The sequence below is a fragment of the Maribacter sp. 6B07 genome, assembly GCF_002700155.1.
Taxonomy (GTDB): domain Bacteria; phylum Bacteroidota; class Bacteroidia; order Flavobacteriales; family Flavobacteriaceae; genus Maribacter; species Maribacter dokdonensis.
In genome coordinates, this window is the sequence record NZ_PDUT01000002.1 from 429,822 (window position 1) to 455,363 (window position 25,542).

The following is a 25,542-nucleotide window of genomic DNA, read 5'->3' on the forward strand; positions in this document are numbered from 1 at the left end:
GAGTGCCGTTTTATAATACATTTATCAATCATAGTGCAAAATTTAAAAAGAAATGAGCGATATTAAAATTCCAGAAGAATTTCAAATTACATCAACTATAGATCAAAAACAATATTTGGTCAACGGAGAACTAAAAGAATGGAAAGGAGATACCACAAATGTATACTCTACAATCTCTTCAACTAAAGAATATAAGCCAACATTATTGGGCAGTATTCCAGACCTGCAAGAAGCGGAAGCGCTCGAAGCTTTAGACGGAGCTTTAAAGGCGTATGACAAAGGTCAAGGGGTTTGGCCTACCATGCATGTAAAAGATCGTATTGAATGTATGGAGGTTTTCGTTTCAAAGATGAAAACGAAAAGAGAAGAGGTAGTAAAACTTTTAATGTGGGAAATTGGAAAGTCATTGCCAGATTCTCAAAAAGAGTTTGATAGAACCGTAGAATATATTGAAGATACCATTGAAGATTATAAGCAGTTAGATAGAGACGCAGCAAAGTTTACAAAGCATGATGGCGTATATGCCCATATTAAGAGAGGGCCTTTAGGGGTTGTTTTATGTTTGGGACCTTATAACTATCCATTGAACGAAACATTTGCATTACTTATTCCTGCAATTATAATGGGCAATACCACCATTTTCAAACCTGCTAAACACGGTGTTCTGTTGATTACACCACTTTTAGAGGCTTTTCAAACAAGCTTTCCTAAAGGGGTAGTAAATGTATTGTTCGGTCGTGGTAGAACGGTTGCCGCGCCCATTATGCAAACCGGTAAGGTAGATGTGTTAGCATTAATTGGTAATAGTAAATCTGCCAATGCTTTACAAGATCAGCATCCAAAAAGTAATAGATTACGATTAGTTCTTGGGTTAGAAGCAAAAAATCCTGCTATTATATTACCTGACGCTGATTTGGACCTAACCATTAATGAATGCTTGGCCGGTACATTGTCTTTTAATGGGCAGCGTTGTACCGCTTTAAAAGTGGTTTATGTTCATGAAGATATCAGGGCAGATTTCAATAAAAACTTTGCAAAGAAAGTAGACGAGCTAAAGTTCGGAAATCCTTGGGAAGATGGTGTCAAACTTACTCCCTTACCTGAACCTGATAAAGCAGCTTACATACAAGGACTTATTGATGATGCGCTTTCTAAAGGTGCTAAGATCATTAATAAAAAAGGCGGTCAACATTTTGATAATTACATTTGGCCAGCGGTGCTATATCCTGTGACCAAAGAAATGCGTGTATATCAAGAAGAGCAATTTGGCCCTATTATTCCTATCGTACCTTTTTCGGATATTGAAGAACCTTTAGATGACATGGCAGAAAGTAATTACGGTCAACAAGTAAGCTTGTTCGGTAAAGATGTGTATGCACTTTCACCGCTGATAGATACCTTGGTGAACTTGGTATGTCGTGTCAACTTGAACAGCTCTTGCCAAAGGGGACCAGATGTTTATCCGTTTACCGGAAGAAAAGACTCGGCCCAGGCAACTTTAAGTGTGCATGATGCCTTACGCTCATTTTCAATAAGAACATTCGTTGCATTTAAGGATAACGAATTAAATACCGATATTATTGAAAATTTATTAGAGGCTAAACTGTCCAATTTTGTAAGTACAGACTATATCTTATAAGTTACCTTAATTGATTTATTTTAAGGAAAACCTCTCCTAATTTTTAGGAGAGGTTTCTTTTTTGCATTCTGTGGAAATGGCTTTTGCTCTTTCTAAACCAGAATATGGGTAGTAAGGTATGGTTTGTTCTTCTGCTTCAAATAATGTGATGGCACGTTCAATATCTTTACAAAATGGAACTGTTGATTTGCCAAAGAACTTAGCTGCGCCCATGTCCCATTCGGTTTTGCTTAAGACCACTCTTGGATTGTTTGGTGCAATACTTAAAGCTTTTTGATAAATTGCTGCATTCTCTCCAGACAAGGTCATACCATACTTCGCACCATCAAAAGCTATATATGCTGTATTTAAGAGCGCATAGGATATCATGATTTCCGGATTGTTTTCTGAAATTGCCGATGCTGTATCTAAAAATTCTTTAGCCCTTGTGAGTTTTGTGGTCAATACCGTTTCATCCTTTAGCCCAAAGCTACTTACAATTTCAATTAAACCTGCATAATATGGTGGCAACCAATTATCGGTTTCTGCAGCTGAAATTCTTTCAAAAAGTTGAGATGCTTCGGTATTCTTTTGTTGGTCCCATAAAGCAAAAGCTTTGTTCATACCTTTTTCGTACGATGTTTGTGCGGTAATGTTCATTGTGAAAATAAAGGTGATGACTAATAGTAAGGTTCTCATGGTATAATTTTTATATGTTATTTATTGTTTTCAAATATCTTTCTATTTAAATGTTATTAATAAAATAGATGACCCAGTTGTAGGTTATGGGTATTGAGTTGTAAGAATTAAAGGTTGTCTAGCTGGTTGTCATTTTTGTTTTTACTGATTGTCCAGAAGAAACCAATGAAAAAGAAGCGGTCTGCGGCGGGTGTAATTGTTCTTCGGTCGAATATACCATCAGTATTTGGCTGATCCGCATATTGGTAGCCATTTATGTTTTTTGTGCCCAGTACATTACTAACGGATAAGTACACTATTTTCTGCGGACTTATCAAATAGGCGTAATTGAAGTTTAGTGAGTTGAAACTTTTGGCTTGTTCCGTTAAAAAACGGCCTGTGTTTGGGTCTGTATAACTACGACCGGATGCATAGTTGTAGCTGAATCCGATCTGACTTTTCCAATCTTCTACCCATCGTTTTACCACTAATGATGCATTATGCTTGCTAGCAAAATCTGGTGTAGCTTTGGTTGGGTAATTTTGATAATTTCTTTTTGTATCTAAATAAGAATAAGACATCCAATATTCTGTATTTTTTAATGTTTTGTTGTCTCTCCAGAAAATGTCCAATCCTTTTGCAAAACCATCGCCAGTATTATTGAAGGTAGAAGTGGGCAGTGTAAAAGCTGTATTGTATTTGACTAAATTATTATAGTCTTTGTAATATGCTTCGGCTCTAAAAATCTGTTTGTTTTTTACAAATTGATAGTTGGCAATATAATGTGTGGTTTTTTCAGCCGTAAAATCGGTATTAAACTTTAGGTACTCATTTCTAGGGTTTTGAAAGAACTCTCCGTATGCCAGAGAAAATTGTGCATTTTGACCAGCTTTATAGGCTAGAGAGAGTCTTGGAGATAGATTAAATTCTTGTAATAATTGTGAATATTCACCTCTAAGACCCACTTTTGTCGCTAGATTTTTTGAGAAGAAAATATCTGCCTCGGCAAAGCCGCCTAAAAGGTTGTTGTTAAATTTGTATTCATTTTCAATAGTATTCGCACTGTAATCTTCTTTGAAGTCGGTTATAAAATATTCAGCACCAAAGTTTAATTTGTATCTACTGGAAAAGTATTTCTTCAGTGCTAATTTAAAATGGGCAGAATTTTCGGTGTCCGTAATATCTGCTGTGTCTAACTTTAATTTCGTTTGATCGCTAGCAAAGCTTATTCCTGTTGAAATACTCCAATCCTTTTCCATAAAATCTTGATAAGAAGTATTTAGATAAAGGTTGTTATTGTTCAACCCAAATCTAACACCATTAACTTCATTGATGTCTTCTTGTGTTAAGTCAAAGTCAACAGCGCTGTAGGCACCATATACTTTTAGAAGTCCGTCATTATTGAATTTATATCTGTATACTGCTTCGCCTCCAAAAGATGCTACAGGTTTATGCCATTCATTGTTATCCGGATATAATTCCTGATACGGTGCAAGATTTATATAATTGGCATTGACGCTTAGCGAACTTTTATCCCATATTTGGGTATTTCCAAGTCCTAGGCCAACCGTCATTATGGAAATATCCGTTTTTTCTTCTTGTGGTTCGTTTACACTGTTCAATAATAAAACACTTGATAGTGCTTGACCGTATTCTGCGGAATAACCTCCCGTTGAAAAGGTAATTCCTTTAAATAAGAAAGGAGATAACCGGCCCCTTGACGGTATGTTGTTTGCCGAAGGGGAATACGGAGTAAACACACGCATACCATCAACGAATATTTGAGTTTCTTCTGCATCGCCACCTCTAACGAATAATCTGCCATCCTCGGCAACATTAGAAGTACCGGGTAATGTCTGTAATGCGCCTACAAAGTCTCCTAAGGCTCCTGCTGTGGTTACAATATCAAGTGGTTTTAAAGCGGTAACCTTTGCATTGTCGCCTGTATTAAATGTACCTGCGTTAACGGTAACGGCATCCAATGTGTTTACATCGTCTCTTAATTTGATGGTGATATTTTGAAAATGAGTGATTTCGTCTGATTTTGAATAGGTTTCATATGAAATGGATGAAGCAATTAAAGTATGTATTCCGGTAGCATCGGTTTCAAAGGAAAATACCCCTTGATCATTGGTTGCAGTACCATCATACGTTCCTTTTAAATATACATTTGCCCTAATAATTGGTAAGCCTTGTTGGTCAGTTATCTTACCGGAAATGGTTGATTGCGCGTATGTAGTCACGTAGAGTAGTGTAAGTAAAGCAATTAGTAGCGTCTTCATTATTGATTGTATTTTTTGATTGATGCCACAAATATGAATTGTTCGTAATGGTTTGAACAAAATGGTTTTCTCAATTGTAGATTTTCTGTACCGAATTGGGTGAATTTATAATTGTGAGGAATTATGTGGGGTTAATTTTTCACAGAAATATGGTAATTAATTTGAGTTGAAACCGACATATGCGTTCTAACTTTGCCTTTTTAATTGCTTGTGTTATATAGATTGATGCAGAAAGATTTAAAGTTTGAATTATGGAAAAATTAAAAACAAATAAAAAAGCATTATTTGCTTTAGCTATAGGAGGTTTTGGAATAGGGCTTACCGAGTTCGTTATCATGGGAATTTTAACGGAAGTATCTGGTTCTTTAGGAATAACAATTCCACAGGCAGGGCATTTTATTGCTGCTTATGCTTTAGGGGTAGTTGTGGGCGCGCCGTTGTTGACAGGTTTTGGGTCTAAGCTTAGTCCTAAAAAAATGTTGTTCTTGTTAATGATTTGGTTTACGGTTTTTAACACCCTGTCTGGTTTGGCAACTGGGTATACCAGTTTGTTATTTTTAAGATTTTTATCAGGAATACCACATGGTGCCTTTTTTGGTATTGGTGCGGTAGTGGCCACTAAGCTTGCTAAAAAAGGAAAGGGTGCTCAGGCTATTTCCATTATGTTCTCTGGCTTAACCGTAGCTAATGTAATAGGAGTGCCAATTGGTACGTATTTAGGTCAGCAATTTAGTTGGAGTGTTTCTTTTTACTTAGTGGGTCTTGTTGGTTTATTGGCACTTGGCAGTATTTATTTATGGATGCCACAAATTAAGGTTGATGAGCGGGAAGAAAAGGTTACGGTGTCCCAAGGTTTAAAAAATAGCGAACTATGGGCATTGATTGCGCTGACCACGATAGGTACGGGCGGATTTTTTGCATGGTACAGTTATGTTGCTCCTTTAATTACGGATGTAGCAGGTCTGCCAAATCATTTTGTTGGTTACGCTATGATGTTGGCCGGTTTGGGTATGGTTGCAGGAAATTTTTTAGGGGCTAAAATGGCAGAGTGGTTTTCTCCTCTAAAAGCGGTTATAATTAGTCTATCCGTAATGTGTGGTATTTTGTTATTGAATATGATGGTAGCGACCAATCCTTATCTATTAATGGTACTTACTTTTGTTATTGGAGCAATATCATTTACTGTGGCAACGCCTATTCAAATGGCTATTATAAATACCTCTAAGGGTTCAGAAATGCTAGGTTCTTCTATGAACCAAAGTGCTTTTAATATGGGTAATGCATCTGGAGCGTATTTGGCTGGCTTACCAATTGCCTTTGGGTACGGTATTGTGTATTCTAGTTTAGTGGGTGCTATACTTGCTTTTTCTGGTGTTGCAATAGCTGTAGGTATTTTAATCGTAAGAAAAAGAAAGGAAAGTAAATATAGAAAAATGGCTATGGGCTGTTAATTAATAATTGTAATAAAATAGTAAAAAGCAACCTTGTTCAAGGTTGCTTTTTTTTTGTTATTCTGTTTGGTTTATGGTTATATCAAAATGCTTGTAATCAATACCTTTTATTGTTAAATTTTTCATTTTGTGCAGTTCATCGGTAATTTTATACATTTTAACGCGTTATAAGGGTCTAAACCTACAATGCTGTGTCACGTACCAAACTATTCTTTGGAACCATAATTATGGTTCTCTTACTTTTTGTTCTAACGGCTTCATCTTTTAAGCCTGAACATTCAGAGGCAATTATTGCAAATCCTAACCCTGTTAAAACGCTTGCGGAGAAAAGGGAAATCAAATTGTATAATATACGGCAGAAAGCTTTGAACAAAGCATTATCGGAATATTTTGATAAGGCTATAAAATCTGGCGATATTGTAGGAGCAGGTGTAAGTATTGTAAATGGCGATTCTGTAATTCTTTCTAATGGATACGGAAAAAGAAGTTATAATGGTAAAGAGTCGGTAGATGCAGAAACATTGTTTAGACTAGGATCTATATCTAAGGGGTTTACCGGTATATTGGCTGCACGTTTGGAGAGTGATGGTAAGCTTCGTTTAGAAGATAAGGTTTCAAGTTATTTGCCCAATTTTCATTTTGGTAGTCAACAGAATACAGAGCGTATAAAACTTTCACATCTTCTTTCGCATACCTCTGGTACGCCATATCATAGTTATACAGATTTGGTTGAGGCTGGGTTATCTATGTCCTCTATAAGTGAAAAATTCAATAATGTGGATCCTATCAGTGAACCTGGTATACAATACAGTTATCAGAATGCCATGTTTTCTGTTTCACAGGAAGTAATGTTGAAAGCCACAGGAAAAGATATAAAGGCCTTATTGACCGATAGATTTTTTGAACCTCTTGGTATGAGTTCGGTTTCTATGGATCATGAGTCTTTAATGAATACAGATAACATTGCATTGCCTCATATTAAGAGGCGTAATGGGTGGAAACAGGTATTGCCTAGGGACAATTATTACAACGCAATTGCTGCAGGTGGTATAAACGCGAATTCATTGGATATGGCCAAGTGGATGCGATTTTTATTGGGACATAATCCAGAAGTGATGTCAAAAGATGAAATGGCACCGGCTTTTAAACCATATATAGAATTAAAAGGTCATCGTAAATATTATCAAAAGTGGCCTGGTCATGTAAAATCATCGTACGGTTTTGGTTGGAGAATTCATACTTTAAAAGAGAATGAAAGTGGGGCAGAAGAAATCATTTGGCATCATGGCGGGAGTGTGAACAACTATAGAAATGAAATAGCACTTTTTCCTGAATCTGATTTAGGAATCTGTGTATTGATCAACGGACCATCAAAATTGGTAAAAACCGTAATCCCGGATTTACGAACAATAGTTAAAAGTATTTATGATAAGGATATTGCTGTTGCAACTAGTATTTAAAATTGAAATAGGAATTTAACAAAAAAGTCCCTTTAATCAGTGATTAAAGGGACTTTTTTATTTAAAAAATGGTTCTAGATATTGTTAGCCAACCAATCTCCAACTTCACTGGTTTTATAGCTTTTACCACCTTCGGCTAAATCCTCTGTAACATAACCTTCGGCCAAAGATTTATTAACTACTCGTCTAATTTCTTCAGCTTCTTCAATTAAATCTAAATCTTCAAAAAGCATGGCTGCAGAAAGTACAGTTGCTAAAGGGTTTGCAATGTCCTTACCTGCCGCTTGCGGATAAGAACCATGTATAGGCTCGTATAAAGAAACATCACTACCAACAGATGAAGAAGGCATTAGTCCCATAGATCCTGCAATTACAGATGCTTCGTCTGTTAGAATATCACCAAATAGGTTTGCTGTAATGATTACATCATATCCTTTTGGCCACTGAATTAAACGCATTGCTACGGCATCTATAAACTCATATGTAACCTCTACTTCCGGATAATCTTTTTCCATGGCCTGTACGGTCTCTCTCCAAAGTCTAGATGATTCCAATACGTTGGCCTTATCTACACAACATAGTTTTTTAGAACGTTTCATAGCAAATTCAAAGCCTTTTTTAGCTAATCTTTCTATTTCAAAACGTTGGTAGGTCATGGTGTCAAATGCGGTATTTCCATCATCTTTTCTACCACGTTCCCCAAAATAAACTCCTCCTGTTAATTCTCTTAAAATAATTAAATCCGTTCCTTCTATACGATCTCTTTTTAAAGGAGATTTGTCTATCAATGAAGGAAATGTAAATGTTGGTCTAACGTTAGCAAATAAGCCTAATTTTTGTCTCATTTTCAACAATCCCTGTTCTGGACGAACTTTTGCTGACGGGTCATTGTCAAAACGGGGGTGACCTATAGCACCGAATAAAACAGCATCTGCATTTGCACAAATTTCATGTGTTTCGTCTGGGTAAGGTTCCCCAACGGCATCAATTGCTGCCGCACCGGTAAGCGCTGGCTGCCAAGTGATATGGTGCTCATATTTTTTAGCAATGGCATCACATACCTTTACTGCTTGATCAATAACTTCAGGACCGATACCATCACCGGCCAATAAGGCAATATTTAATTTCATGGTTAATCGCTTTTTCGCTTTTCGCTGTACGCTAAACGTTATACTTTAATCGTATATAGTTTAGGCTATTTATAATTATATCTTATTAATTAAACTATTTAAACTTCTTCTTACTTTGTTTACTTTATCATGAATGCTTAAAAACTCTTTATCCATAATATAGTCAAGGTCTTTTGCTAATATTGTAAAATACTCTAATTCACTTGCAGAGCCTTGAGCCATAATTAAAAATCTTTTGAATTCAGCATCAGATTCCCTTCCGCACCCTTCAGCTATATTTGCTGGTATGGATGAAGAAGCTCTTCTCATTTGACTTGTTAATCCAAAATTTTCATCGTTTGGGAAGTTCTTTGTCAATTTATACGTTTCTAAAGTAATTTCGTGACCTAATTCCCAAACTGTATATTTTTTATAATCTCTCATTTTTGGCATTTAGCGCTTAACGAACAGCGTCAAGCGCTTTGCGCTATATTATATTCAACATTTTCTCGGTAGCTTTAATGGCACTAACCGTTTGGTCTGAATCCAATCCTCTTGATGTGAATTCTTTTCCGTTCAATTCCCAAGTAATTACTGTTTCGCATAATGCATCAGAAGTACTACCAGGAGGAATTCTTACCGCATAATCCGTTAGTTTAGGTAAGGCAATTTTTTTAGCAATGTACACCTTTTTAAGGGCATTCATAAAAGCATCATATTGTCCGTCTCCTTGAGCATGCGCTTCAATTACTTTTCCATCGATTTCAACAGATAGGGTAGTAGAAGGCATTAATCCCTTGGCGTGTGTAAGTACGTAAGATTTTATAAAAACCTTTTGCTTATAATCTGCAGTATCTAAAACATCGGATATTATAAAAGGGAGATCATCTTTGGTTACACGTTCTTTCTTGTCTCCTAATTCTATAATTCTGGCAGTAACCTTTTTTAATTCTTCATTATTTAGGGTTAATCCAAGCTCCTGCAGGTTTTTCTGTATGTTGGCTTTGCCAGACATTTTTCCTAATGCATATTTGCGCTTTCTACCAAAACGTTCTGGCATTAAGTCACTGAAGTAGAGATTGTTTTTACTGTCTCCATCTGCATGAATACCAGCGGTTTGGGTAAATACATTATCGCCTACTATAGGTTTATTCGCTGGTATGGTAAAACCTGTAAAAGCAGATACCAGTTTACTTACTTTATATAAAGAGGTTTCATTTACATTAATTTCCACTTCTGGTAAAAAGTCATTGATTACCGCAATGGCACTTGCCATTGGAGCATTACCAGCGCGTTCTCCCATACCATTTACGGTTAGGTGAAGACCATGACAACCGGCTTTTACTGCTTCCATAATATTGGCAACACCTAAATCGTAATCGTTATGCCCATGAAAATCAAAATGTAAATTCGGAAATTTTTGAATGATTTCAGTTAAATAAGCATAGGTTTCTGTGTGCGTAAGAATACCTAATGTATCTGGTAATAAAATCCTTTTTACATTTTGTGTTGAAAGGAATTCTAAAAATTCAAAAACATACTCTTTTGAATTTCGCATTCCATTACTCCAATCCTCTAAATAAATATTATTGATAATGCCTCTTTCTGTGGCTTGTTCAAAAATAGCTGCTATTTCATTGAAGTGTTGCTTAGGGGTTTTCTTTAACTGATATTTTAAATGGTTAAGAGAGCCCTTGGTCAACAAATTTTGTGAAACGGCACCAGAAATTTTCATCCAATCCAAAGAAACTCCACCGTCCACAAAAGTTAGAACCTCTACACGTTCTAAATAACCATTTTCAGCAGCCCATTCGGTAATTTTTTGAACAGCTTCAAGCTCACCATCGGAAACTCGTGCCGAAGCTACTTCAATACGGTCTACTTTTAGCTCTTCTAAAAGTAGTTTCGCCAAGGTCAATTTTTCCGATGCAGAAAAGGATACGCCTGAGGTCTGTTCACCATCCCTAAGGGTGGTATCCATTATTTCTAACTTTCTTTTTTTCATGTGATCTAATTGCCGTTTCATCTTATATTAGGAAACGGCAAATGGTTAGTTAACGTAAATGATGTTGGTACTTTGAAAATTGAGTTTATAACGGAGTGTTTTCCGCAAATGTCTCAATATCCTTTTTGATGTTCAATAAGTAATCAATATCATCAAAACCGTTCAACATATTGTTTTTCTTGTAATCATTGATGTCAAAAGATTCACTTTCACCCGTAGCCAACAATGTTATTTTTTGTTCAGGAAGATTAATTTCCAATTCTGCAGAAGGGTCTGCCTCCACGGCATCAAAAATTTTCTGTAAAAACTCTGCACTTACCTGTACGGGTAAAACACCGATGTTTAAACAGTTGTTTCTGAAAATATCTGCAAAGAAACTAGAAACTACACATCTAAATCCGTAATCATAAACTGCCCATGCAGCGTGCTCCCGGGATGAACCAGAACCAAAGTTTTTTCCACCTACTAAAATTTTTCCACTGAATTTATCTTGGTTTAAAACAAAATCTTCTTTCAGGGTGTTGTCCTGATTGTATCTCCAGTCTCTAAAAAGATTATCACCGAAACCTACACGCTCTGTTGCTTTTAAGAATCTAGCCGGTATTATTTGATCGGTATCTACATTTTCAATTGGCAACGGTACTGCCGTTGATGTCAATATATTGAATTTATCGTATGCCATTTTTTATAGCTTTTTGCCTCTGGTTATTGACCATTGGTCTGTATTATTATCATTGTTTTTTCACTATAAGCCTTAGGCTAATAGTTAAGGGCGAAATTGTTATACTAATTCTGCCATTAATTCCCTTGGGTCTGTTACTTTACCGGTTACGGCAGCCGCGGCGGCAACTAAAGGACTAGCCAACAAAGTTCTTGATCCAGGACCTTGTCTTCCTTCAAAGTTTCTGTTTGATGTACTTACGGCCAGTTTACCAGCAGGTATCTTATCATCGTTCATTGCCAAACAAGCAGAACAACCAGGCTCACGAAGTTCAAAACCGGCTTCGGTTAAAATATCCAATATGCCTTCTTCTTTAATGGCAGTTTCTACTTTGTGAGATCCAGGAACCAACCATGCGGTTACATTATCGGCTTTTTTCTTTCCTTTTACTATTGATGCAAAAGCACGGAAATCTTCTATACGACCATTGGTACAACTTCCAAGGAAAACAAAGTCAATAGGCTTGCCCATCATACTTTCACCTTCATTGAAATCCATATATTTCAATGATTTCTGATATGTAGATGCACCACCTTGAACGGCATTTGCCATAGGTATATCATTTGATATTCCCATTCCCATACCCGGGTTGGTACCGTAGGTAATCATTGGTTCTATTAACGAACCGTCAAAAGTCAATTCTTTATCGAAAATGGCATCTTCATCGGTATACAATGTTTCCCAATAAGCCATTGCCTTATCCCAGTCGGCACCTTTTGGTGTAAACTCACGACCTTTTATATATTCAAACGTTTTTTCATCTGGCGCGATCATACCACCACGGGCACCCATTTCAATACTCAGGTTACACACGGTCATACGACCTTCCATACTCATGTCCCTGAAAATTTCACCTGCATATTCTACAAAGTATCCAGTAGCACCAGAAGTAGTTAATTGAGAGATAATGAATAAGGCAACATCTTTAGGAGTAACACCTTTACTCATTTTCCCGTTGATATTGATACGCATTCTCTTTGGTTTAGGCTGCATAATACATTGCGTAGCCAATACCATTTCAACTTCAGATGTTCCAATACCAAAGGCAATAGCACCAAATGCACCATGTGTAGAGGTGTGTGAATCTCCACATACTATAGTAGCACCAGGTTGTGTAATACCGTATTCAGGACCAACAACGTGTACAATACCATTTTTTGCGTGACCTAATCCCCAATAAGAAATACCATATTCATTAGCATTTTCCTCTAACATTTTTAATTGGTTGGCAGAAAGTGGATCGGCAACCGGCAAATGTTGGTTTATTGTAGGCGTATTATGGTCAGCCGTTGCAAAAGTTTTCTCCGGATGCATTACAGGAATATTTCTATTCTTAATGCCAAGGAAAGCAACAGGACTGGTTACCTCATGTACCATGTGTCTGTCAATGAACAGTACATCTGGACCATCTTGTATTTTATGTACTACGTGGGAATCCCACACTTTGTCAAATAATGTTTTTGTTGCGCTCATATTCTATATAATCTAAGTTCACAAATCTATTAAAACCAAGGGTTTTTTCGAAATTAACACCCTTCTAAATTACGATGTTCAACGATAAAGTTGTTATATTTTAATGAATTCCTAAGTACAATATAAAACTATAGGAGTCACTTGGTTTATTGTTTAAAAATTTAGGAAAACACATATATTCTTTAGAAAAATTCAATTTTTTCCTTCCCTTGAACACATTCTTAATTTTTTTGAACATTGTCTAGTTTATGTATAGTAGTTAATTCAATTGTTCTATTGTTTTCTATAAGTATAAATAGCAGGTCAATTTTATATGTGGTAATTTTTGGATGTTCTTTTAAGGTCTGTTTTTGATTGACTTATTGTTTAATTATCGGCATGTAGTTTAAAATTGATAATGAAATATTGTCAAAGGTGTAATGTCGTTAAATTCAGGGATAAAAATTACGATAATAACTTTAGGATACATGTTAGAAAAATCTACTAAAAAGCGTTACAACATATTGGCAATGGTATTTTTTACTGTTGTGATCAATTACTTAGATCGTAGTAATATTTCGGTTGCTGCGTTTGCTTTAAGTGATGAATTAGAATTAAGTACCGTACAAATGGGATATATTTTTTCGGCCTTTGCGTGGACCTATGCTATTTTGCAAATACCAGGGGGTATTATGGCCGATAAAATAAAAACAAGATTCTTATACCCTATTCTTATGGCTTTTTGGTCAATTGCTACATTAATACAAGGTGTCGCCAATTCTTTTTTATTATTAATAGGGTTAAGGGCTAGCATTGGAATTTTTGAAGCACCATCTTATCCCATTAATAACTTAATAGTTACTCGTTGGTTTCCTGATAATGAAAGGGCTTCCGCAATTGCTGTTTATACCTCTGGACAATACTTGGGTTTGGCATTTTTAACTCCAGTCTTAACTTGGATACAATCTCAAATGGGGTGGAGGGGCTTGTTCATTGTAAGTGGTATTATTGGTTTGGTTTGGGCATTGGTGTGGTATATTTTTTATCGAGATCCAAAAGAACACAAAAGCATAAGCCAAAATGAATTGAAACATATTGCCGATGGTGGCGGACTTATTGACTTGAAATCGAATGTAAAAGGGAAACCGAAACAGAAATTTGAGATGTCAGATTTAATTCAGGTTTTTAAGTATAGGAAGCTTTGGGGTATTTACATAGGTCAGTTCTGTTTAGGTGCTACAGCAATATTCTTTCTAACATGGTTTCCAACATATTTAGTGAAATATAGGGGGTTAGACTTTTTGCAATCTGGTTTTTTGGCGTCTATACCATTTTTGGCGGCATTCGCAGGTATTTTATTGTCTGGGTTTAGTTCAGATTATTTAGTAAAAAAAGGATACAGTAATGAAATTGCTAGAAAAGGACCTATTGTTATAGGTATGTTACTATCTACGGCAATCATTGGTGCCAATTATACAGATGATAATACTTTGGTTATTCTGTTTTTGGCAATTGCTTTCTTTGGTAATGGGCTGGCAAGTATAGCATGGGTTTTTGTTTCGCTTATGGCACCTAAGAACTTAATTGGCTTAACCGGAGGGGCCTTTAATTTTATTGGAGGCTTGTCTGCTGTGGTCGTACCAGTTGTTATAGGGTATTTAGTAGAGGATGGAGATTTTAAACCGGCCTTGTTCTTTATTGGGGGAGTTGCCTTTCTAGGGTTCTTCTGCTACACCTTTGTTATTGGTAAGGTTGAAAGAATAGTGTCAAAATCTTAAATAAACTTATGAAATGAGAATTACGGATATTAAAACATTTCCTATTAACATAGGCACAGGTATTCAGTTGGTAGTAAAAATAGAGACCGATGAGAATATTCATGGATGGGGAGCATCTGGTCTTTCAGGTAGAGAGCTAGCCGTAGTAGGTGCTATTCAACATTTTAAATTTTTTTTAATAGGTAGGGACCCAAGGCAAATTGGTGCACTTTGGCAAGAAATGTATCGTGGTCAATATTTTGAAGGAGGTCGTGTATTAACAGCCGCTATCTCTGCAATTGATATTGCCTTGCATGATGTTAAAAGTAAAGTTCTAGAAATTCCCATATATGATCTTTTAGGGGGTAAGCAACGAGATTATGTAGAGTGTTTTGCTTCCGTGCGTTTCACGACAAAAGAAGAGTTGTTGCATTATTCAAGAATTTTGGTAAAAGATGGATGGAATATGCTACGATTGGCTCCCGCAGAGTTTGAATCTCAGAAAGACCCGGGTGTTTTTGAGCCAAGAACTTCTATTGCACTTTTGGCAGATTGGGTTACGGAACTGCGCAAAGAAATTGGTTCTAAAATTACAATGGGCATAGATTATCATACTAGGCTGTCTATACCAGAAACTTATTCGTTCATACAAAGAATGCCTAAAGGAACTTTAGATTTTATTGAGGAACCTATTAGAGATGAAAACCCTGAAGCTTATAAAAGTTTGCGTCAAATGGTAGATGTGCCTTTTGCTATTGGTGAGGAATTTTCAAGTAAATGGCAGTTTATGCCCTTTATTGAACAGAATATAACTCAATTTGCACGCATAGACGTATGTAATGTGGGCGGTTTGACCGAGGCTAAAAAAGTAGCGGCAATGGCAGAAACACATTACATAGATTTAATGCCGCACAATCCATTAGGACCTATATGTACAGCAGCAACTATACAATTGGCGGCTTCTTGCCCAAATTTTAGTTGGTTAGAAGAAATAAATACACCTGCCCAATATATGGGTACAAATGCACCAGAGTTTTACCCAGAGCAACCCATTCTTGAAGGTCCCCGGTATAAAGTATCGGATTTGCCTGGTCTGGGTGTAACGTTTAACGAGCAATTGGCGCTTTCTAAAGATTTCAAGCCTATTGAAATTCCTAGATTAAGAAAAAATGATGGATCATTAACAAATTGGTAATCAAATGAGCTTTGTAACTTTTGGAGAAATAATGTTGCGGTTAACGCCGAACGATCACGGACAGAAAATAAATTCTAGCAATACCTTTAATGTTAATTATGCTGGTTCAGAATCTAATGTGGCAAGTGCATTGGGCGTTTTGAACAATGATATTTCTTTTGTTTCCAAATTACCGTCCAATCAGTTGGGTGATGCAGCTGTTAGAAACCTACAGGGGTTTGGTGTTCAAACTAATTTTGTGGTCCGTGGTGGCAGCAGAATTGGCACATACTTTATAGAGATAGGTGACTCCATTAGGCCATCAAGTGTTATTTATGATAGGACAAATTCTGCAATTAGTACAATAAAAGAAGGTGAGTTTCCGTGGGAAGAAATCCTTAGAAATAAAAAATGGCTCTTTCTTTCTGGTATTACACCTGTACTTAGTGAACAATGTGCAAAAGAGACTATAAATGTTGCAAAAATAGCCAAGGAATTAGGGGTTAAGGTTGCTTTTGATATGAATTATAGAAGGACCTTATGGAAATCCAATAAAGATGCACAGCTTATTTTTAACAAGATACTTGGTCATACTGATTTGCTTTTTGGTAATGCAGGTGTATTAAAAGATGTTTATGAGATGGATTTTGAAGGTGATTGTCCTGAAGAAAAGACTATAAACGCTATTTTAAAGGCAAAGAAAAAGTTTGGTATTGAGCAATTGGCATTTACAATTAGAAAGCATAGCTCTGCCAGTGAGAATGAGCTATCTGGTGTGTTGTTGTCCAATAATAATTTATCGGTAGCAAAAGTTATAAAGGTGAGCATAACGGATCGTTTTGGCACAGGAGATGCCTTCGCCGCTGCTTGTTTACATAGTATTAATAAAGGTGATGCGGATCAAGAAATTATAGATTTTTCTACGGCGGCTTTTGCATTAAAGCACACTATAAAGGGAGATCAGCATACCAGTTCAGAAAATGATATTAAATCAATAATGGAAGGTAATATCTCCGGACATGTTTTAAGATGAATAGAAAAGAAATAGTTGCTAGAATCAAAAATGAAAAAATTGTGGCCATTCTTCGTACAAAGAGTCAAAATGATGTGCCCCAGTTAGTAAAAATTGTTTTGGAAACCGGGGTAGATGTACTTGAGATTACATCTAATACGCCTGGTTATTTAGAAGAAATTACGAATGCTCGTGCCTTGTATCCAAATAAAATTATTGGAGTTGGCACAGCTATTAATGTCAAAATTGCGGAGCAAGCCATAGCAGCTGGAGCACAGTTTTTGGTTACTCCAAATACTAATGTGGATGTCGTTGCACTGAGCCATAAATATGATGTGCCCATTTTAATGGGCGCTATGACGCCTTCAGAGGTTTGTGTGGCTAGCGAAAATGGAGCAGATGTTGTAAAACTTTTTCCTGCCGGTGCAATGGGTCTTCAATATTTTAAAGCGTTAAAAGCACCTTTGGATCATATTGAATATTTTGCAGTGGGTGGAATTAATCCGAATAACGTTGGCGATTGGTTTAAAGCTGGTGCATCGGGTATAGGTTACGGTTGTGTGGTCAATGATGCCAAGACCGGTAAAATCGATTTTGAGGCCAGTAAAAAATTATCTGAAGATTTTGTAAATCAGGCAAAATCCAATTAACATGATTAAAAAAGTTCTATTCCTACTAGTATTCATTGTTACAGCTTCCTGTAAAATGTCTGGGACTAAAGAAATATTAGGGGATGGATCCATAACATCAAACTTTTCAATTGAGATACTAGCTGATGAAGCTTTATAGGTTTTAGACTCAAAAAGTACATTGAAAATAATAGCTAGTGGTTTTGATTGGGTAGAGGGACCATTGTGGATAGAAGATGGTCAATACCTTTTGTTTTCTGATATTCCTAAAAATAAAGTCTATAAACTGAATGCCCAGAATGATACGGTAACTTATTTAAACCCTTCTGGTTTTGATGTTGAAAATTATACAGGTTTTGGACCGGGTTCAAACGGTTTGCTGTTAAGTCCACAGGGGCAGCTGGTACTTATGCAGCATGGAGAGCGGCGTGTTGGGGTGATGAAATCAGATTTGGATAATCCAAGTCCTACGTATGCTTCTTTAATAAACAGCTTTGAAGGTAAAAGGCTGAATAGTCCCAACGACGGTGTTTTTGACAAAAATGGAAATTTGTATTTCACCGATCCACCATACGGACTTCGAAACTTAATGGAAGATGAGGATAAGGAATTGGATTTTCAGGGAGTTTATTGTCTTTTAAGATCTGGTGAACTAATTCTAATAGATAAAGAATTGAGTTTTCCGAACGGAATTACACTTTCTAGTGATAACAAATTACTTTATGTAGCAGTGTCAGATGATAAGGTTGGTGGTGCTTGGTTTCAATATAATCTAGAAGCACCAGGTAAAGCTGTTGACAAGAAGTTATTTTATGATGTTAAGCACTTGTTGGGCAAACCTGATCAACAAGGACTTCCAGATGGTTTGAAAGCAAATAGTAAAGGCTATATTTTTGCCACGGGTCCAGGTGGGTTGTGGATTTTTAATAAAGAAGCTAAACCTATAGCTAGAGTATACACGGGTTTATTGACTTCTAACTGTGTCTTAACAACTAATGAAAAGCGATTATTTTTAACTGCAGATAGTTATATATTGGCTTTGGATTTAAAATAAAACTAACTAATATAAGTCCAGATATTCTTGTGTTTTACCAGCTGTGCATACATATGTCTAATAATTAGATTTTCTGGCTTGCTTAAAGATGGGTCTTCTTTTAGTAATTGTAGGGCATAGTAGCGAGCCGATTTTAAGATGTCGTTATCTTTAACTATATCCGCAATTTTGAGATTTAACAGACCACTTTGCTGGGTACCCATAATGTCACCCGGTCCTCGGAGTTTTAGATCTACTTCTGCAATTTCAAAGCCGTCATTTGTGGCCACCATAGTTTCTAGTCTGGTTTTGGAGTCGTTAGATAGCTTATGGCCGGTCATTAAAATACAAAAACTTTGATCGGCGCCACGGCCAACACGACCACGTAATTGGTGTAGTTGCGATAATCCAAACCGTTCTGCGCTTTCAATGATCATAACCGATGCATTAGGCACGTTGACCCCAACTTCAATAACTGTAGTGGCTACCATTATTTGTGTTTCTCCCTTTACAAAGCGCTCCATTTCAAAATCTTTGTCCGCCGGTTTCATTTGTCCATGAACTATGGAAATCTGATATTTTGGTTGTGGAAAATCGCGCACAATACTTTCATAGCCATCCATAAGATCTTTGTAATCCATGGCTTCAGATTCCTGTATTAATGGGTATACCACATAAACCTGGCGTCCTTTTTCAATTTCATCTCGTATAAAACGAAATACCTTTAATCTGTTACCGTCATAGCGATGCACTGTTTTAATGGGTTTTCTACCAGGTGGTAATTCATCTATTACAGAGATATCCAGATCACCATACAGGCTCATGGCCAATGTTCTTGGTATGGGTGTTGCCGTCATGACCAATATATGGGGCGGAAATTCATTTTTATGCCATAATTTAGAACGTTGCGCTACGCCAAACCGATGCTGCTCATCGATAATGGCCATTCCTAAATTCTTGTATTTAACCTTGTCCTCTAAAAGGGCATGGGTACCTATAAGTATATTCAATTCCCCATTTTCCAATTGCTCATGTATAGGCTTTCTAGCTGATTTTTTTACTGAGCCCGTAAGTAACGCGCAGGTAATTTCAGTACCTTCCAGTAACTCTGATATGCCTTGAAAATGTTGGTTGGCCAGAATTTCCGTAGGTGCCATTAAACAGGCTTGAAATCCGTTGTCAATAGCCAACAACATGGTCATTACCGCAACTATGGTTTTTCCCGATCCTACATCACCCTGCAGCAATCTATTCATTTGTGCATTACTGCCAAGGTCTGCCCGAATTTCCTTTATAACCCTTTTTTGTGCTCCCGTTAATTCAAAGGGTAGTTTGTTGTTGTAGAAGTCTTTAAAATATTCACCGACTTCAAGAAATGGAAATCCTTTTATCTTTTTCTTCCGAGATACATTTTTTCCTATCAGTTGCAATTGTATATAAAAGAGCTCTTCAAATTTTAATCGCCACTGGGCTTTTGCAAGCAATTCTTGGTTTTTTGGAAAATGTATATTGAACATTGCCTCACTTTTGTCCAATAGCTTTAACTCATACAGTAATTTGTCTGAAAGGCTTTCGGTGAACTTCCCGTTGATTTCCATGAAAAGTTGCTGAATCAATTTGCTTATGACCTTGTTGGTTATGCCTTTATTACCTAATTTCTCCGTAGATGGGTACACGGGTTGCATGTACACTTTTGTGCCTTGCTCGTGCTCTTTTAATGGCTCCATCTCTGGGTGGGGCATTGAGAAAGTACCATTAAACCAATTGCATTTACCGAATATCACGTACGGTACGTTTAATTTTAGATTTTCACGAATCCATTTTTGACCTCTAAACCAGACTAATTCTATTTCTCCTGTGTCATCTTTAAAACGAGCTACCAACCGTGTACCTCTTTTTTGTTCAACGGTTTTAATATTGATGATTTTTCCAATAATCTGCACATCGGCATTGCTACGTTGCAATTGACCAATTTTATAATATTGGGTTTTATCAATGTAGCGGTTAGGAAAAAGGTTCAGCAAATCTTGGTAAGTGCTTACTCCTAATTCTGACTTTAAGGTTTCGGCCCTATTGGGACCAACACCTTTTAAGTATACTACAGGAGTTTGCAAGAAGTTTGCGTTCATGGTACTAAAATAGGGATAAGCCCCTTAATCCCCAAAGGTGAAAATGTCATTACTGCTCTTGTAAATATGGTTCTAATGGTAACTGGCGAAATAAGTGTTGTTTAGCATCACATTCAATTCAGGTAAAGGTTAGGGAAGTGCTCCTCAAAACATTAAATTTGAAATGTTATTTGTTTGTTATGCTGTATGAAGAAATTAATTTTCACCCTTTTTTTATTCTTATCCCTCTATGCTTTTGGGCAACATCAAGATAAAGTAGATTTTATTAAAGCCAAGGTTTACTTAGGTTTTTTACCTAAAGAGAAAAAGATTAAAGGCGGAGTGATCTATCGTTTTCATGTGTTACAAAATGTTGATTCGGTATTTTTTGACGCAAAGAATATGGATTTTTCAAAAGTAGAACTTGATGGGGAAAAGATAGACTTCACTGCCACAGAAAAGACAATTTCCATTACACAAAAATTCAAAGCGGGTGAATCACATAAACTGATGATCCAGTATATAGCCAAGCCTAAACAAACGGTTTATTTTATTGGTTGGGAAGATGAATTAGAAGGTAATGAACAAATATGGACGCAAGGCCAAGGAAAGTATACCAGTCATTGGCTTCCTAGTTTTGATGACATGGAAGAAAAGGTAGAATTTGATCTTACCATTGAAGCCGATAAAAAATATCAAGTAATTGCAAATGGTAAACTACTTCTAAAAACTGATAATGATAAGGAAGATGCTATTTGGTTATTTGATATGAAAAAACCTATGAGCAGTTATTTGTTGGCATTCGCTATAGGTATATATCAAAAGCAAATATTAACATCTAAAAGTGGAATAACTATAGAAAACTATTACTACCCAAATGATAGTCTAAAAGTGGAATCTACTTATAGGAACACTAAAGAGATATTTAATTTTTTAGAAAATGAAATAGGTGTGCCGTATCCATGGCAAGATTATAAACAGGTTCCTGTTCATGATTTTTTATATGCAGGCATGGAAAATACGAGTGCTACTTTTTTCTCTGATGCATATGTTATTGATTCCACTTCGTTTATAGATAGAAATTATATAAACATCAATGCGCATGAATTAGCGCACCAATGGTTTGGTAATTTGGTGACGGAAAAGAATAGTGAACACCATTGGTTACATGAAGGTTTTGCTACCTATTATGCCTATTTGGCTGAAAAGGAAATTTTTGGTGACGATTATTTCTATTGGAAGCTATTTGATACAGCTAAAACGCTAAGTGATATTTCCGAAAAAGGAGAGGGGCAGAGTTTATTGAACCCTAAGGCTGGTAGTCTTACTTTTTATGAAAAAGGGGCATGGGCTTTAGCTATTTTGAGAGAAGAAATTGGGGATTCCGCATTTAAAACAGGAATTAAAGCTTACTTAGATAGATATCAGTACAAAAATGTGACTGTTACTGATTTTATTAATGAGATGGAAGAGGTGAGTAATCAAGATTTAGACAGTTTTAGAAGAAATTGGTTAGAAGCTGATTTATTTCTGCTGGAAGATGTAAAAGAGTACCTAAAAAGAAATAGTGTTACCCATAAAATATATTATGATTTAATTTTAGGTAATTCAAAAGAGTTTACGCCTTCTGAAATTTTAGATAATCCGAAATTTTCATTACAATTAAAGCTGGCCTTACTGAGCCTAAGAAATGACTTTTCTGCATTGGAATTACCTGTTTTGATTACGAGTGACAATGTAAAAGTTAGGCAATTTGCCGCTGAGAAAATGGGTAAAATACATGAGTCTCTTAAAGAGGATGCAGAAGCGCTAATATTAGATGATAGTTACGTAACCAACGAAATAATGTTATATAATTTGTGGTCTAGTTTTGAGCAGGATAGGGTTATGTATTTAGAAGAAACAAAGGATGTTGTTGGTTTGCCTAATAAAAGCTTTCGGCAACTTTGGTTGACATTGGCATTGTTTACGCCCGAATATAAACCTACGGAGAAGGTATACTTTCACCGAGAACTTGTGGGATATACAAGCGCTGTATACAATCCGGAAGTAAGACAAACGGCCTTTCAATATCTGTCCGAAATTAATGCTCTAAATGATGAAGCCTTGGTCAATTTAATTAAAGCTACCAACCATCATTCTTGGCAATTTAGAAATTATGCCAGGCTATTGTTAGATAGGTTATGGGAAAACGACGAACAGAAAAAGGAAATTGAAAAGGTTGTAAATCAACTAAATTCAGCAGATTTGCGTTATCTTAAAACGAAATTAAAATAATAATGAAAGCATTGGTTATTTCTGGTGGTGGTAGTAAAGGTGCCTTTGCAGGTGGTGTTGCCCAATACCTTATTCAAGAAGAGGGTAGAAAATATGATATTTTCGTAGGTACTTCTACTGGTAGTCTTCTAATCTCTCATTTGGCATTAGGTAAACTAGATAAGATTAAGGAAATCTATTCTAATGTGAATCAAAAAAGTATTTTTAACAACTGCCCTTTTCTAGTGAAGAACATTCGTGGTAATGAAGAAATTTCAATTAACCATTGGAATGTTTTACGAAATTTTCTAACCGGTAAAAAGACCTTTGGTGAGAGTGAAAACCTTAGAAAGCTCATTGAAAATAGTTTAACCATTGAAGAATTTGAAACTTTAAAAAATGGAGATTCTGATGTAGTTATAACAGTTTCTAACCTCTCATTAAATCAAGTGGAGTATAAGTCAATTAAAGATTGCACTTATGAAGATTATTGTGACTGGGTATGGATTTCTGCAAACTACACGCCATTTATGAGTTTGGTGCGCAAAAATTATTGTGAATATGCAGATGGTGGCCTAGGTAGTATTGTGCCTATTGAGGAAGCAATAAAAAGAGGTGCTACTGAAGTAGATGTTGTTGTTTTACATACCGAAGTAAATTATATGAACAGGGTAGCTTCTCGAAATCCGTTTGAGTTGATTACTACGATGATGAGTTTTATTCTTGACCGTATTGAAAATCAGAATATAAGAATTGGAAAATTGGTCGCTAATCAAAAGAATGCCATTATAAACCTGTTTTATACACCCACGATATTAACGACTAATTCTTTAATTTTTGATAAGGCAAAAATGACACTTTGGTGGAAAAGAGGATACTTGTATGCCAAAAATAAAAATGAAGAGACAAACCCAATAGAGCCAAACGAACACGAATAAAGATTGGTTATTTATCTATAGTTTTTGGGTTTTTTAATGCAAGAAATATTCCAACACAGCCAATACCCAAGCATAAAGGAGAAAAAAGCAAAGTGTCCATTTGAGCAAATTCAGTTGTGGTTACTTCTTTGAAAAAACCAACATATTTAAATTCTCCTATCGCTCTTATTAAAAAAATGATAGGAATTATCCATTGCCCAAATTTGAAGAAGTATTTGAAAACTTTAAAGTTTAAATTGCTTGGGTTTTGCGTATAAACAATTGCGAACAAGAGCAAAATAACTCACACAAGTATACAATCTACTGTAGTTGGGGCAAGTAAAATATTTCCGTTTTCATCGGCTGGTAATGAGTTGCTATAGCCAATTGACCCACCTGCACTCCAATAAAAGTGAATTATGGATAAGGCGAGAAATGTTGTTATCAAACAATATTTTAAAACATTCCTCATTTTCAAAAGATTACCATAAGTCACCAATCTCCTTTTTAACAAAGGATAGGGCAGTGGCAGATGGTGAAGTTTTATCCATGGTTTCGTTTAAGATGTCTTCTCGTAATTTATCTGCAGTCTCAGTATTGCTCATCGCAGCTTTTCTGATCATTTGAATTGTTGCGCTCTTAGCCGCTTTGATGACATTCCAACATTCATCTGTCATATATATTTGTTGGGAAAGGTTGTGGTCAAATTCGGTTTCTATGCTTTTGATCAATAAGTTTTCATAAGCATTTTTATCATCGGATTGTGGAGAAACACGAACAACCAAACTTGGTATGGCAATACGTTCTAAAAATAAGGCCATTCTTTCATAAGCCTGTAAACGTACGGGTAATGTATCTTTTTGAGAGTCTTTGTGCAATAGAAAACGTCGTCTTCCTTCTTCATTATTGGTGTGCATTCTAAAGAAATAGAAAGCAATTGCACCAGTTACTACTGATGGTATTAAATAAGCGAAAAGTTGAAAAATTTGGTCGGAGTTCATTTTTTAATCAGTTATTATTTATGAAACAAGAACGTCCAAATTTTTCAATTAGTATAGTACTTCATCGATGAAATACAAGTATTTTAATTTTTAACGTCTCCCTTGGCCATATCATAAAAAGCTTTATAATCTGGTTGAAACTTAATTTGTAAAGATTCTCTTAGCCCTCCATCTTGGCCAACGGCAATAACTCGCTCTCCATTGACACCAAAATCTTTGATCAATATACTAGCGATAGCTGCGGCTTGTTGCAGCGCTATGTTCATTTCACCGGTAATATTTAAGCTTGCTACCATTATGGTGCTTTTCGGGTTTGCATTGGCAACCTTGGCTACATTCTCAAGCCAGCCTTTAGATTCGCTAGATGGATTTAAGCCTACACCATCGGTAAAGAAAAAATCTAATTTCTCTGAAATGATCACAGAACCATCTGTAACACCAACTTTAGCGTTTTCTCCTAAGACTTGCTTTGCATTCGTCAATATAACAACAGCAGTAGAGTCATTACTTGCCACAGCATCGGTTATTCCTTTTAATTGTTTTTCCTTACGTTCTAATGTTGCTAAGGTTTTGTTGATATTCTCTGAATTTTGGCTAGATAATGCAGCAAAACTATTGAGGTTCTTCATTAAGGTGGCATTGGCATCTTGCAGTTCTGTAACTTGAGACTGGTATTCGTCTGAGCGTTGATTTGCCAATTTCTCATTGCGTTGAGAGGTGCTTACCATTTTTGAAATGGAATCCAACTTAAATTTTAAATCTTGATTTTGTTCTATCAATTCACTTTTTTTCTGAGCTTGAATTGTACTTAATCCCAATAAGAATATAGCTGAACATATAAAAAATCGTTTCATAGTAATATGCATTGAATAGGTTAAT

20 protein-coding genes are annotated in these 25,542 nt (G+C 36.0%); 10 read left to right on the top strand and 10 right to left on the bottom strand.

Annotated features, from left to right (window positions below; translation table 11 throughout):
• The first annotated feature begins 52 nt into the window (after window positions 1-52).
• Window positions 53-1,639: an NADP-dependent glyceraldehyde-3-phosphate dehydrogenase gene (locus CSC80_RS11575; protein WP_074673512.1), complete on the top strand. Its 1,587-nt coding sequence runs from the start codon at window positions 53-55 to the stop codon at window positions 1,637-1,639.
• A 36-nt stretch (window positions 1,640-1,675) separates the two neighbouring features.
• On the opposite strand, the gene CSC80_RS11580 is transcribed toward CSC80_RS11575, so the two are convergent.
• A complete protein-coding gene (locus tag CSC80_RS11580) occupies window positions 1,676-2,317 on the bottom strand; it encodes a hypothetical protein (RefSeq protein ID WP_099191981.1) in 642 nt (213 codons plus the stop codon).
• Window positions 2,318-2,424: 107 nt separating this feature from the next.
• Window positions 2,425-4,578 carry a TonB-dependent receptor gene (locus CSC80_RS11585; RefSeq protein WP_099191983.1) on the bottom strand — a complete coding sequence of 718 codons (2,154 nt, stop codon included), beginning with the start codon at window positions 4,576-4,578 and terminating at the stop codon, window positions 2,425-2,427.
• Window positions 4,579-4,829: 251 nt separating this feature from the next.
• On the opposite strand from CSC80_RS11585, the gene CSC80_RS11590 reads away from it, so the two are divergent.
• Both CSC80_RS11590 and CSC80_RS11595 read left to right on the top strand, forming a co-directional pair.
• Window positions 4,830-6,029 carry an MFS transporter gene (locus CSC80_RS11590; protein ID WP_074673518.1) on the top strand — a complete coding sequence of 400 codons (1,200 nt, stop codon included), beginning with the start codon at window positions 4,830-4,832 and terminating at the stop codon, window positions 6,027-6,029.
• A gap of 191 nt (window positions 6,030-6,220) precedes the next feature.
• Window positions 6,221-7,489 carry a serine hydrolase domain-containing protein gene (locus tag CSC80_RS11595; protein ID WP_236973381.1) on the top strand — a complete coding sequence of 423 codons (1,269 nt, stop codon included), beginning with the start codon at window positions 6,221-6,223 and terminating at the stop codon, window positions 7,487-7,489.
• A 74-nt stretch (window positions 7,490-7,563) separates the two neighbouring features.
• On the opposite strand, the gene leuB is transcribed toward CSC80_RS11595, so the two are convergent.
• From leuB to leuC, 5 genes are all read right to left on the bottom strand, one after another.
• Window positions 7,564-8,619 (bottom strand): 3-isopropylmalate dehydrogenase, encoded by a 1,056-nt coding sequence (gene leuB, locus CSC80_RS11600; RefSeq protein WP_099191987.1) that lies wholly within the window; start codon window positions 8,617-8,619, stop codon window positions 7,564-7,566.
• Between the two features lie 75 nt (window positions 8,620-8,694).
• Complete coding sequence (locus CSC80_RS11605) at window positions 8,695-9,042, bottom strand: four helix bundle protein (RefSeq protein ID WP_099192318.1); 348 nt, start codon at window positions 9,040-9,042, stop codon at window positions 8,695-8,697.
• Window positions 9,043-9,085: 43 nt separating this feature from the next.
• Window positions 9,086-10,603, bottom strand: coding sequence for an alpha-isopropylmalate synthase regulatory domain-containing protein (locus tag CSC80_RS11610; protein ID WP_099192320.1), 1,518 nt, complete (start codon window positions 10,601-10,603; stop codon window positions 9,086-9,088).
• Window positions 10,604-10,688: 85 nt separating this feature from the next.
• Window positions 10,689-11,285, bottom strand: coding sequence for a 3-isopropylmalate dehydratase small subunit (gene leuD / locus CSC80_RS11615; protein WP_058105861.1), 597 nt, complete (start codon window positions 11,283-11,285; stop codon window positions 10,689-10,691).
• Between the two features lie 99 nt (window positions 11,286-11,384).
• Window positions 11,385-12,797: a 3-isopropylmalate dehydratase large subunit gene (leuC, locus tag CSC80_RS11620; RefSeq protein ID WP_058105862.1), complete on the bottom strand. Its 1,413-nt coding sequence runs from the start codon at window positions 12,795-12,797 to the stop codon at window positions 11,385-11,387.
• A gap of 467 nt (window positions 12,798-13,264) precedes the next feature.
• Between leuC and CSC80_RS11625 the strand changes: the two genes are divergently transcribed.
• From CSC80_RS11625 to CSC80_RS11645, 5 genes are all read left to right on the top strand, one after another.
• On the top strand, window positions 13,265-14,554 hold the full coding sequence (locus CSC80_RS11625; RefSeq protein WP_099191989.1) for an MFS transporter: 1,290 nt from the start codon (window positions 13,265-13,267) through the stop codon (window positions 14,552-14,554).
• Window positions 14,555-14,567: 13 nt separating this feature from the next.
• Window positions 14,568-15,728 (top strand): mandelate racemase/muconate lactonizing enzyme family protein, encoded by a 1,161-nt coding sequence (locus CSC80_RS11630; RefSeq protein WP_099191991.1) that lies wholly within the window; start codon window positions 14,568-14,570, stop codon window positions 15,726-15,728.
• Between the two features lie 4 nt (window positions 15,729-15,732).
• Entirely contained in the window at window positions 15,733-16,740 is a 1,008-nt protein-coding gene (locus CSC80_RS11635) for a sugar kinase (RefSeq protein WP_099191993.1), read from the top strand.
• Window positions 16,737-17,369, top strand: a complete 633-nt coding sequence (locus CSC80_RS11640) for a bifunctional 4-hydroxy-2-oxoglutarate aldolase/2-dehydro-3-deoxy-phosphogluconate aldolase (RefSeq protein ID WP_099191995.1) — start codon at window positions 16,737-16,739, stop codon at window positions 17,367-17,369. Before CSC80_RS11635 ends, CSC80_RS11640 begins: the two co-directional genes overlap by 4 nt.
• A gap of 160 nt (window positions 17,370-17,529) precedes the next feature.
• Complete coding sequence (locus CSC80_RS11645) at window positions 17,530-18,402, top strand: SMP-30/gluconolactonase/LRE family protein (RefSeq protein ID WP_236973382.1); 873 nt, start codon at window positions 17,530-17,532, stop codon at window positions 18,400-18,402.
• Between the two features lie 2 nt (window positions 18,403-18,404).
• On the opposite strand, the gene recG is transcribed toward CSC80_RS11645, so the two are convergent.
• Window positions 18,405-20,510, bottom strand: a complete 2,106-nt coding sequence (recG, locus tag CSC80_RS11650; RefSeq protein WP_099191997.1) for an ATP-dependent DNA helicase RecG — start codon at window positions 20,508-20,510, stop codon at window positions 18,405-18,407.
• 186 nt (window positions 20,511-20,696) lie between these two features.
• Here recG and CSC80_RS11655 point away from each other — a divergent pair, with 186 nt between their 5' ends.
• Together CSC80_RS11655 and CSC80_RS11660 are read left to right on the top strand one after the other, a co-directional pair.
• On the top strand, window positions 20,697-22,766 hold the full coding sequence (locus tag CSC80_RS11655) for a M1 family metallopeptidase (protein ID WP_099191999.1): 2,070 nt from the start codon (window positions 20,697-20,699) through the stop codon (window positions 22,764-22,766).
• A 2-nt stretch (window positions 22,767-22,768) separates the two neighbouring features.
• A complete protein-coding gene (locus tag CSC80_RS11660; protein WP_058105870.1) occupies window positions 22,769-23,683 on the top strand; it encodes a patatin-like phospholipase family protein in 915 nt (304 codons plus the stop codon).
• A 461-nt stretch (window positions 23,684-24,144) separates the two neighbouring features.
• Here the strand turns inward: CSC80_RS11660 and CSC80_RS11670 are convergent, their stop codons facing one another.
• Together CSC80_RS11670 and CSC80_RS11675 are read right to left on the bottom strand one after the other, a co-directional pair.
• Entirely contained in the window at window positions 24,145-24,663 is a 519-nt protein-coding gene (locus CSC80_RS11670; RefSeq protein ID WP_058105872.1) for a hypothetical protein, read from the bottom strand.
• 83 nt (window positions 24,664-24,746) lie between these two features.
• Window positions 24,747-25,517, bottom strand: coding sequence for a hypothetical protein (locus CSC80_RS11675; protein WP_143751744.1), 771 nt, complete (start codon window positions 25,515-25,517; stop codon window positions 24,747-24,749).
• Window positions 25,518-25,542 lie beyond the last annotated feature (25 nt).